9 protein-coding genes are annotated in these 11006 nt (G+C 48.9%); 5 read left to right on the top strand and 4 right to left on the bottom strand.

Annotation, left to right across the window (positions count from 1 at the left end; translation table 11 throughout):
• The 3 genes from E3J62_08970 to E3J62_08980 all read left to right on the top strand — a co-directional run.
• Positions 1–2101, top strand: a 2101-nt coding sequence (locus tag E3J62_08970) for a T9SS type A sorting domain-containing protein (GenBank protein TET44927.1), incomplete at its 5' end; no start/stop codon positions are given.
• 178 nt (positions 2102–2279) lie between these two features.
• Positions 2280–3518 carry a tetratricopeptide repeat protein gene (locus E3J62_08975; GenBank protein TET44928.1) on the top strand — a complete coding sequence of 413 codons (1239 nt, stop codon included), beginning with the start codon at positions 2280–2282 and terminating at the stop codon, positions 3516–3518.
• 190 nt (positions 3519–3708) lie between these two features.
• The gene (locus tag E3J62_08980) at positions 3709–3999 is read left to right on the top strand and encodes an ArsR family transcriptional regulator (GenBank protein ID TET44929.1); all 291 of its coding nucleotides are present in this window, start codon (positions 3709–3711) and stop codon (positions 3997–3999) included.
• 202 nt (positions 4000–4201) lie between these two features.
• On the opposite strand, the gene E3J62_08985 is transcribed toward E3J62_08980, so the two are convergent.
• Together E3J62_08985 and E3J62_08990 are read right to left on the bottom strand one after the other, a co-directional pair.
• Positions 4202–5440, bottom strand: coding sequence for a hypothetical protein (locus E3J62_08985; GenBank protein ID TET44930.1), 1239 nt, complete (start codon positions 5438–5440; stop codon positions 4202–4204).
• An 824-nt stretch (positions 5441–6264) separates the two neighbouring features.
• On the bottom strand, positions 6265–6519 hold the full coding sequence (locus E3J62_08990; GenBank protein ID TET44931.1) for a hypothetical protein: 255 nt from the start codon (positions 6517–6519) through the stop codon (positions 6265–6267).
• A gap of 227 nt (positions 6520–6746) precedes the next feature.
• On the opposite strand from E3J62_08990, the gene E3J62_08995 reads away from it, so the two are divergent.
• Together E3J62_08995 and E3J62_09000 are read left to right on the top strand one after the other, a co-directional pair.
• On the top strand, positions 6747–7010 hold the full coding sequence (locus tag E3J62_08995) for a hypothetical protein (protein ID TET44932.1): 264 nt from the start codon (positions 6747–6749) through the stop codon (positions 7008–7010).
• A gap of 155 nt (positions 7011–7165) precedes the next feature.
• Positions 7166–8014, top strand: a complete 849-nt coding sequence (locus E3J62_09000) for a hypothetical protein (GenBank protein TET44933.1) — start codon at positions 7166–7168, stop codon at positions 8012–8014.
• Between the two features lie 288 nt (positions 8015–8302).
• Here E3J62_09000 and E3J62_09005 read toward each other — a convergent pair whose 3' ends face one another.
• Together E3J62_09005 and E3J62_09010 are read right to left on the bottom strand one after the other, a co-directional pair.
• Positions 8303–9109, bottom strand: a complete 807-nt coding sequence (locus E3J62_09005) for a hypothetical protein (protein TET44934.1) — start codon at positions 9107–9109, stop codon at positions 8303–8305.
• Positions 9110–9589: 480 nt separating this feature from the next.
• Positions 9590–9808: a hypothetical protein gene (locus E3J62_09010; protein TET44935.1), complete on the bottom strand. Its 219-nt coding sequence runs from the start codon at positions 9806–9808 to the stop codon at positions 9590–9592.
• Positions 9809–11006 lie beyond the last annotated feature (1198 nt).

Consider the following 11006-nt stretch of genomic DNA (forward strand, 5'->3'; position numbering starts at 1 on the left):
AGCGGAGCTAACCTCACCGGACTCACCCCTGGCATCCATTGGCCCCCAGAGTGATGGATATGATGTGTTGACAGGGATTGATCCAAGTGGAACATATTATGATGTTAAGAGGAACATTGCCTACTTCTCGTGGATTCCGGTGGAGGATTCTTTGCTGGGCGGTTACTGGGTCTCTTTGAATGATTTCGGTGCCGGTCGTGAGCTGAGGAATGTGTCAGCGTTATCCAGAGATTGGTACAGCGTTCGTTATCCTTTTCCTCTGCCAGCAGACAAGAGGTTCAAGTATGGTGTGTTGCCCATGGACAGGGTCGGGAGGGTTGGCAGGACGTGGTGGGACTATAAGCTTCCGGTAGGCGCGTGCAACACTGTTCGGGATGATGCCACTGTGGGCAACAATGCTGTGAGGTTTGTGGAGAGAGAGGAAGATGGTAGTTTACACCTGGTTTATACAGATGATGTCAAAGGCAGGTCAAAGATTTTCTATGTGACCTCGGGTGATAGTGGTCTTTTCTGGTCAGAGCCTGCATGGTTGGGTGATGGCGTCTCGCCTGCATTGGCCAGCAACAACAAGGGTCTTTACGCAGTCTGGCTTGAGAAAGATGAGAAGAAACTTTTTCTTGCCTGGAATGTCGGGATGGGCTGGCAGACACCATATCTGCTTTTCGAATCAGATCAGGATATAACTCCGCCGTCTTTTGTGGTGAATGAGAAGATTGGGTTTCTTGCGACGGTGATGAAGGATGCTGTCCATTGGGGTTGGTTTCTCCTGGACGAAGCGTATTCTGCTTCTGTCTTGTGGCAAAGCATCTCGGATGTGGAGGGTTCTGGGTTGAGAGCTTCGATCGACCTCGATGGTAGTAACAGTGTACATGTGTGCTATTCCAGTGGTCTAGTAGGGGAGATTTATTATTGGAACCAGTACATGGGGACAGGGGCCCATCCCGTCAATGTATCGGAGAGTCCCAAGAAGTGGTCGAGGTTTCCGAGTCTGAACATAGATCGTGAAATTCCGCGGGTGGTGTGGGAGGAGCAGGACACTCTGGCTGGTGTGGATGCGGTAGTGAAGTGCTGGCAGTTATTTGCTGTTCCCGATACGTCACTGGGTGATTTGACTACTGTTGGTGGGGACGATCCTGGTAATAGTTCGCTTGAACCGGGAGTTCATGGAGGGACGGTGTTGTGGATGAGAGAGCATGATGAACCTGGTGGTTGGGTGAGTTTTGAGATATATGGGAGTAGGTTCGTATATGATACCAGCTTCACCTGGGAGGATGGTGAGAACTATAGCGAAATACTCTGGGCGCCGTCGAAGCATCCGCAGTTGCTCATAAGTGGTGACAAGTTTTTTGGAGTCTGGACAGAAGGTGTGCCTCCACATAACTGGATAAGGGTTGAGGAGAGAAATATTGACGACAGGGTGATTGCGTTTTACAAGCTGGGAGGACTCCTCAAGAACCAGATCACATGGAGCAGGGACGGGTATTTATGGTACGGGGACAGGGTCTATAAGAAGGTTGACTATTCAGACAGCGCGCTCGTATACAGGATTGAGGGTCTCAGTCTTGATAGTTCCTATGCGATTGGGATAGGGTTTTACCAGGAAACCGGGGATACACTGAGACAGTATGTCTATGTCAACGATGAACTATTTGACGTGGTTGATGTACCGAAGGCCACGCTGACGTACACAGGAGGAAGTTCTCCTGTCTCCGTGACAGACGACAGAAGTATTACAATCAAGATACAGCATCCGGATAGCGGCATTGCAGTCTGCAGTTACATATCCCTTTCTTACGCCCCCACTGGCGGTTCCGGCCCCCAGAATATGGCTGCAATGCATCGCGCCGCAGGCAAACGGCCGTCAATCAGAGTTTTCCCTAGCCCATTCCGTCACTCCACAACAATTGAACTCTTGAACATTGATCCTTTGACCGATCATGCTGTGAGCATCTACGATGTAGCCGGAAGGCTAGTAGACAAGCTCCCTCTTTCGAATGGCGCAGCAACCTGGACTCCTAACAACCGTCCCACTGGCATCTACTTCCTCAAACTCAACACGCATCCTGACATTCGCACCACCAAGCTCCTCAAGCTGGAGTAGTCTTGACGCATTGTACCGGGCGTTTGATAGGGAAGGTTACCACCGGGAGGGCACAACTCTTGTCGTGCACTTCCTCAACTCTATAAGGTAATTCCACCGACAAAAAGAATCTCACACAGGAAAATGGTGTCTTCGGTTAGCTCGGCCAGGTTGAGCTGACGTGAAACAGAACGATCTTATGCGAAAACAAGAGGAATTTGAGCGAGTTTTCAAACAATTGAAACTGGCTCTGGCAGTTGCGCAAAGGAAGGGCGACCGTATCGGGGAGATTTTGCTCCTCTACAACCTGGGTATGGGTTATGAATTGATGAACCGTCTTGAGCAAGCGCTTGAGTGCTACAGTCAAACCCTGGCGATCCAGCGCGAGATGGGTGACAGAACTGGTGAGTCAATCTCATTGGATCGGATTGGCATGGCTTACTATCTAACGAATCGTTTGGAGGATGCCCTGAAGTACTTCGAGCAGAGTCTGGCGACAGCCCGAGAGCTGGGTAGTCGTTCTGGCGAAGTCAGCGTCTTACATCATATAGGCATGGTCTATGAAGCAACAAACCGTTTTGATGACGCTCTCAAACACTACAAACAGAGCCTTGAAATTGAACGGAAGATCGGCGACCCTGCGGGTGAGGCAAGTACCCTGCATCAGGTCGGCTTTGTCTGTCAAGTCACAGGCCGTTTCGAGGATGCTCTGGAATATTACAATCAGAGCTTGGCCATCAGACGCAAAATGGGTGACTGCTCTGGCGAGGCGAAAACATTGCACCATGTGGGCATCGTTTGCCAGGAAACTGGCCGTTTCGGTGATGCATTGGCATATTACGGCGAGAGCTTGAAAATTGCCCGGAAGATCGGCGATCATGCGGTCGAGGCTGTGGCCCTACATCATATCGGTATGGTTTACGGAGACATGAGCAATTTTCAGGATGCTCTGGTGAAATACAGTGAGAGTTTGTCAATTGTGCGTGAGATAGGTGATCGTGCTGGCGAAGCCAAAAACTTCCATGAGATCGGTATAGTTTATCAATATGCCGGGCGGCTCGAGGATGCCTTGGGATACTACAGCGAGAGCCTGGCGATTGAGCGTCAGATAGGCGACCGTGCGAGTGAGGCCGAGACACTCTGTCAGATGGGTAGGGCTTATCAATCAGACAACCGTTCTGAGAACGCCCTTGAGCATTTCAATCGCGGTCTGGCGATTTGGCGCGACATGGGCTACCGAGTCCATGAGGCTCGAGCGCTGTGCCAGATTGGCAGGGTCTATGAATATATGGGTCATTTAGGGGATGCTTTGAAGCATTATGAAAAGAGCCTCGCAATTGAGGCTGAGATAGGAAGCAAGACAGATGAGGAGATCACATTGCTTGCCATGGCAAGACTGAAGAAAAAGATGGGTAAAGGAAAGAAGGAATTAGCGTAATGAGGAGTTACCCATCTCCAAGTCACATACGACAATTCCCTCACGTGCTCACATGAACAAGTGAACAAGTGAACATATGAGCATATGAGCATATGAATGTATGGGAATTTGAGCATTTGAGGAGTATCGAAGGAGTTGAAGTCTCGGGTTACTGAGTGAGTTTCGTTAGCGAAATGGAAAGGAGGGATCTGTGGAAGATATGGCGAGAGCTTTCGCTGCTCTTGGGAATCAGAGGCGTTTTAAGATTATGGTGTCACTTCTTGGGTTGAGAGAGGACACAGCCGGCTCAATTGCAAACACGCACAGGCTGCATCCGACGGTAGCATCCAAACATTTGAAGAAGCTGGAGGTCGCCAGGCTTGTGCGGGGTGAACGACGGGGGCGATGCGTATATTACTCAGCAGAGACAGATAGCTCTTCAATCGCCATACGAAGTATCCTTAGCATATTGCGGAGGTCCCCCAAGCGCCGCGTCAGGTAGCACCTCCTTCCCATTTCCCCTCTTCTCATATGCTCATATGAACATGTGCTCATTTGAGCAGATGTGCACGTAAAGGGAGGGCGCAGTTGTGTGTTTTTCGATTTAGGTTCTGCGATCTAAGTTCTGAGTTGTAGAAGGGCACCGTCCCCAAATCAAGAGTTGCACACTTGAGCACATTTTCATCCACCCCTTCAATACTGAGTTACTGCTCGAAGAACTCTACTATGTGACCCTCTATGGTGACTGCGTAGATACCTATCTGCCCAGGTCCTCTCAGTTCTCCCAATTTTACATTTATCCCGTGTGCTCCTTGAACCCCGACTTCAATTCTCTTCCAACAGCCTTCTGGGACTGCGCAGGGAGGGCCAGTATAGTAGGTAAACTCATAAACACGACTGGAATCGGCATTTGTGTCATCTGTAGCGCCAATATAGATCCGCGACCTTGTCGGATCACTCCTTCGAGGTCCAATGGCAAAAGAGTTTCCCCACTCGGTTAGCCTTGTACCATATCCTGCTTCCCCACGGGCTACCGTGGGCCCACCACCCCAGCGGTCTGTGGGTCCTTCAACAATGTGTGTAAACTCAAAGATGTTGCCTAAATCATTCATACGATAGACACGATTAACCCCATCCCCTCTTCCATCTCCAACAGCGACATCAAAGAGAGATGCTACACCAGGATAATCAGGCCACTCTGATGTCCATCTTTCTATGGATTGCTTATCCCACGGCGGTGAACCACCTTCATGTGTTAATTCATACACATGGGGGGCTTCGTCAATTGGGTCTCGACCAACTCCATAGATACGGTACCTTCCATCGTTACGACCAATCGCTATGTCGTGTGCTTGCATATCATATGCCATAGGTGCCGTTTCAAATGGGCCACCTAGTGGATAATACAACTCATAGATTTCAGCACGCTTATTAGAAGCATATATCCGATTTTTGCCGTCGATCTGCACAGGTCCAATAATGACAAAGTCTAACTGAGTAAATGGTGATGTGAAGATGAGCTGAGGGATTGTCCATGCCGCCCCAGTCCATCGGAGCTCGAAAAGCTGGTCTTCTTTGTAGCAGTAGAGATAATCTTTTCCGTCATTCCGCCCCGGTCCAATGAGGATTCCCTCATATCTTGTGCCCACAGCTATGGTGACTTTGTCCCAGCCGCCGCTACCTTTCCAGGAGTACTCCACCAAATCTCCATTCACACTTGCAGAGTAGAGCCGTTGCGTTCCATCATTCCGACCAACACCGATGGCTATCCCACCAGGGTAATACGCCCCTTGATCAATGACCTCTCTATGCCAAACTGTAGAAGGATTCTGATCACCTCCTGCCACGACGGGAAAAAGCATTGAGAAAATGAAGAAGGCGATGAGACCCGCACCTTGATAGATCCGGCATTTCTTCATGGTTGAAGCACTCCCTTCTCTCAAAACTTCCTCCAGAGTCGAGTTGCTTGTTTGATTCAGCTGCCTTCGGTCAATCCCAGAGATTCTAAGATCATCTTCTCTAGACTGGTCCTCAATCTGCCCTTTCCAACTCAGTATTTCTTTAGACTATCTTAAGGTCTGATATCTATATGTAAAGAAGAAAATGCACCTGTAAGACATTGTAATTTCAAAACTTACATGTGCTCAACATTGGCACACCTAGAATCCTGGACGCATAGACTCCTGGAAGCTATTCTCGGACTTAGACTTCTGCGGCCGGAGCTCAGATGCATTACTCGGGTGGTGGTCTCATTTTTCTGTCAATACGGCGGAACGCGCTCGCATCGGGTTTACCTCAAAGAGCGACAGGTGATGTCACTTCTTCAAGTTGCAGAGTGACTGCTTCTAGTTCGGAACTCCAAAACTGACTTATCCGACCCCATTGGGGACCCGGAGGCGTCTGCCTCCTCAAACTCGATACAAATCCCGAAACTCTAATTACACGGTCCCCGCCGAACGCACCCATGACAATTGTCTCACGTGCTCATATACTCATCTAAACATGTGCTCATTTGAGCAGGTGTGCACGGCACTAGAGGACGAGGCTAGGGATTGATGTGAAGACCAGAGCTGGGAGAGTGTTGCGTGATGAGTTGTTGGTCAGGCTCAAAGACGACGCAGGGTTGCCATAGACAGAAATAATCAAGTACCCGCCATTTCAGCCGCTTAAATACTCTTCCCTTCCTAAGCTATACAAAAGGACAAAAGCATTGCCGCGTGACTCACAGGAGGAAAAATGTCAGAAAGTCAGGCACCGTCCCCAAGGTTTAGATGTCCCTGTACAGCTTTTCTATCAGTTCGGCTTTGGCTTGAGGAACCTTCCTAGGGGACGACCTATAAGGTCTCAGCAGGCCTTCAAGACCTGACTGGGCCACTTTCTTTTTGAGTCTTAGAGTGTGAATGTAGCTTAATCCTAACACCTGGCTTGCCTGGGTAGCCTTGATCTTTTTCTCCAGGCAGTCCATCAGAACTCTATATTTTTCGATGTCTCTCATGCTTACAAGAAATCTCTCTTTATCCATTCTGGCAGCCCTCCCTCGAACTGAAAAGAAGCTAGCAGAAAAACTAACATTTTCTATTTGCAATGACAGGGCATAGAGAATTCTTGACTTGCCAGAGCGTAAAGGGTATAATAGAGTCGCTTGTGAAGTGAGACGGGGCCTGCCTAAGCGTTGCGAAGTTCACGTGAAGTAGTCCGACAGCAAAGAGTCCCTCGAAATGGCCACCTCAAGTCAGAAAGGAGACTGATATGAGGCTGGCAGCGAATGTTCTTGTTCTCGTCGTCGCAGGAGTGTGCCTTGGGGCAGGATCAGCATTTTCAGCGTCAACAAATTCCCCACGGGATGAAGTTAGTTACAAGCATCGTGGCGTTGATCTCGATGCACTTGGTCGAATTGTCGAAAGCCCCGACCGGGGGAAGATCAACTATTCGTGGGATGAACCGAAGACGGGTATTGGGTCCGTTTCTCCCGCAAATCTACCTGGCCTTGTTTCACAGGGCCACGGCTTCTAGTCTCAGTCTAACAGGCGATTTTTCTGGGATTGGTAACCGTGTTGATACATCGAATTAGAAGGGCAGGCGAGAATCGAGAGTATGCAGCCAATTATACACTCAACGTCTAACGGTCGCCCTATTGTAACCCGAGTTTTACTTGATTGGAGGTGCTTATGCCTTTCTCATCGCTAGCCGTATCTTTGTTACCCACGCTAGTTATAATCGTAGCAGGGTACTCACTTGCTCGTTGGGCGAGGTTGTCGACCGCTCCGCTGATCACGCTTCTGCGCTATGTCTTCCTTCCCGTGTATCTCTTCATGACGTTGCAAGCGAGAATGTCGTCTGAAATGTTCTTCTTTGTCGCCTTAATCGGCGCGGCCGTCGTCGGGATCGGTTTTCTGATACACCGAAACGCTCATCGTGTATTTAAGACACAAGTCGATGCCTCGGTGGCCATTCCCAATGTCGCCTGTTTTTCAATTCCCGTCTTCGCTCTGAGTTGGGGGGGCAGAGGACTCGGAACCGCATGTGCTTTATTTGTAGGCGTTTCGATTGCAGCATTTATTATCGAGAAGAAAGGCTTTGTGAAGCTATTTCGGCAACCATGGTTCTATGCCGTCGTGGCCGGAATCCTCTTTAATGAAATTCGAGGATCAGTGCAACCGCTTGACGTCATTCTCTCGCCGTTTATGGGCGCAACATACCCGCTTCTTCTTCTTCTTCTGGGCGCGTCCTTATACCCGTTTAAAGGCATTAGAGATTTAAACGCCTGGGTCACAGTCGTGTTACGTGTGGTTGGTGGTTTCTTGGTCGCCTTGCTCGGGGTTGCCATTTTGCCGGTAACACCGGCGGTTGCGGCAGGCGCTGTTATGGCTTCCATGGCTCCGCCCGCGATGAAGTCTTTGTCGCTAGCCGGATCATCAAAGGATACGCCTTCGTCCAGAGGACCAGCCAACGTGGGACTGCTTGTCTCCCTGATTGTATTCATTCTCTTCTTACTGACCGGCTGGAAGCCTTGGTAATACATCACATTCGTGCGTAAGTGAGGTGATTTGAGGTTCGCTCAATCCTCCTCTGGTAGCTTTCACGCACCTAAAAGTTTCTTGGTGTGGTGTCAAATTGCCGAAATTTCGGACATCCATTAACCTAAAAATGCAGCAAGTCTCGGTGTTGCGCCGTCACTGTCCACTCCGCCAAACGCACCTTCAACAATTCTCTCACGTGCTCACACGCTCATTTGAGCAGGTGTGCACTATACAGAAGGATCAAGAGGGTGATGGGTGACTCATAGCAGAAAAAATGTGAGAAAATCAGGCACCGTCCCCAAGGTTCTCCCATCCTCTTCTGAAATGATTCTGCTGTTCAACGAACTTGTCCAATACCTCAGATTTCCCCAAGGAATAGATATCGTTTGTCTCTCTGCAAACACATAGGAAGTAAGTGAAATTCATTACAAGATTCTCTCTCAACATACCAGGGTCGAAAAAAGGGTCATACTCAATCCTCAAATTTCTAATCCTACCCAACAGATGCGCCGGGGAAATATGAACGTTCATGCTCAGGTGTCCGTAGGCTCCATATTCGGACACGAGGTCAACACTTTCTGCCAATTTTTCTATGCTTCTAAAACAGTGCCAGTGTCTAGCCGGGGTCGAATTACCCCGTCTGTCGGTCATGACATATAAACGCTTTACACTCTCATAACTATTCTTGATTGCTTTCTTTTGGGTGTCGCTGAAGTATGATGGAAATTTGTTCATAAACTTGTATTTTTCCTTATGAGCCCAGTAAAAGAACCTTTCTGCTCTCTCCTCGTTATCTTCTTGGCGTAGGTATTTTAGATAAATGACTAACTCAATCATACTCCTGAGTACAATGGAGGCTGTATGACTCATTCCTTGTTCACACAATTGTTTTACGGAAGTGAATAGAGCGTATGCTTCGGCAAACATGAATGCTACCACTAACTTGGATTTCTCCATATCTTCCTTTATAAGTCTTTTGGTGCTCAATATCTTTCGCATGTTATTGGCGGTTGCAAGAAGCTTCCTTGTTGGGCCAAGGACGCCCTTCATTTCACGGGCAATTCTTCTTCTTAGCTCCTTTCTGGCAAGCATGCACTACCTCCCTTTTTCAAACTTTGGGAAATCTTGTCAACTACTGGAAGTTGCCAACTTGTTTTTTGACACTCCCGATTTCGGTTTATATCGTTACCGCTTCAGCTTGGCAAGATGACAGTGAGCAGTTGCCCGTTTCAGCCGCACCAATGAGCTCATGTGCTCCAGCTCTGCGGTCGGTGCATGACTTTCTGACAAAATGACTTTGATATCAAGCTGTGCGTAGAGCAAGACTAACCTATAAGGGCGCCCCAATATCGCGGATCTTGAATCGCAGATCCAAGATCTTGTTTCCTGCTCTAGGTAAAACGGAGATTTTGAGAAGCAAGGGGACTGCCATACTCAGAAATAACCAAGTACCCTCCATTTCAGCCACTTAAGTGCTCTTCCTTTCCTAAGCTATATACAAAAGGGCCAAGACAGTGACGGGTGACTCATAGCAGAAAAAATGTCGGAAAGTCATGTCATGGATCCTGAGTTTCATCGAAGGGCACCGTCCCCAAGGTTTCCCCACGAAGGCTGTTCAACGACTTTGACAACTGCAGCAGGAATAGTCCGGACGTAGCCGTTCACGACCTCTACAGTGACCCCATTTTCGGGTGAACCGGGATGCACCTCAAACGTCCGCCCACACACCACCAACACACTAGCTGATTGCATAAATAAGCACGCAGCTAGAACAATACCCAGTTTTTTCATCTCACTTACCTCCCATTGCATCTATGTTGCTGTTACTTCAGGGATTCCTCCAGTTCCCCAATTGTGGAAAGCAGACGTTCTATGGCGTGCTTGGCTTTGTCCGAAGACGGATTCGAACACCTTTGGACCCCACTGTAGAGGGCTGCTGTAAGCTTCTGAGCTCTTGCTCGATCGTTGTCGTTCAGCGCATTCATCGTAGCGATAGGTAATTCGAATAGAGAATTGACTCCTAGTTCAGGTGGTTCAACCGTACAGGATTCTTGGATCCATCCCTGTGCCATGGTTTGATCAAGCATTTTGTAGAGGTATCGGAAAAGTAGCTCGAAGCTAAGTCCCTGCTCCAGCGGTGCCAGATCGTTAGGAGGCGGTTTCTTGTCTGAGGACTGTAGAAGCCACTGCGCATTCACCCGAAACAAGTCTGCTGCCTCAGGCTCTATCTGGTCGGAGAACACCTTCTGCTCCAAATACACAACTACAGCTCGCAGCAAATCCTCTGCTCGTGCGGTAGAGTCTGCTCTAAGTGCTTTCTCTACTGACTCCAGTCGCTCGCCGAGGGACTGGGCAACCTGTTCGTTAATCAGCCACCCAATCTCATGGGCTTCATCGACACATCCTTTTAGCCGTGCAACCACTCTTATCGGCGTATCTAGGTCAGGTGAACCAACCGGGCCCAGAGTCTTTCCGTGTACATGTTTTCTTTCAAAAACCCTCAGACTGTCGAGGACCTCATGAATTTCAACATTCCTGGTTAGCTTCATCAAGGGTGTATAGGATTGCGCATAGCAGTCCACAATGCCGGGGAGCCCATAGCTGGCGAACCCGAAGCCTGATTGGGTTGAACCAGCAAGAACGCCAGGTTGAGACCGTCGCTCGGCAGGCGGAGGAACATGGGCCCACGTACATAGCGGCCTTGAGTAATAGAAGCCCTGGTACCATTCTGTTGGGTCAGCAAACATCGACACGGGATAGTCGTATGAAACAAGATACCTGTAAATGTTCTGCTTGCTGGAAGCTAGTGATTTGACATTATAGCGATATACATACGATCGCGTTTCGCCGTCGAAATGTACGCGTGCTGTTACCACAGCGTCTATGTTCGTTGGGGGCTCATATACCACCTTGTCCTTGCCATGTACGATTACATAGACCCCTTTTGCCCTATCCAGGTTAATTACAGGGAATGTCTTGAACTCCTCTC

The sequence above is a fragment of the candidate division TA06 bacterium genome, from assembly GCA_004376575.1.
GTDB lineage: Bacteria > Hydrothermota > DG-26 > E44-bin18 > E44-bin18 > E44-bin18.

Excerpts from the sequence above, each read along its gene's own strand:
- E3J62_08975 (TET44928.1), top strand. The coding sequence starts at position 2,280 with ATGCGAAAACAAGAGGAATTTGAGCGAGTTTTCAAACAATTGAAACTG.
- E3J62_08995 (TET44932.1), top strand. The coding sequence starts at position 6,747 with ATGAGGCTGGCAGCGAATGTTCTTGTTCTCGTCGTCGCAGGAGTGTGC.
- E3J62_08990 (TET44931.1), bottom strand. The coding sequence starts at position 6,519 with ATGGATAAAGAGAGATTTCTTGTAAGCATGAGAGACATCGAAAAATAT.
- E3J62_09000 (TET44933.1), top strand. The coding sequence starts at position 7,166 with ATGCCTTTCTCATCGCTAGCCGTATCTTTGTTACCCACGCTAGTTATA.
- E3J62_09010 (TET44935.1), bottom strand. The coding sequence starts at position 9,808 with ATGAAAAAACTGGGTATTGTTCTAGCTGCGTGCTTATTTATGCAATCA.
- E3J62_09005 (TET44934.1), bottom strand. The coding sequence starts at position 9,109 with ATGCTTGCCAGAAAGGAGCTAAGAAGAAGAATTGCCCGTGAAATGAAG.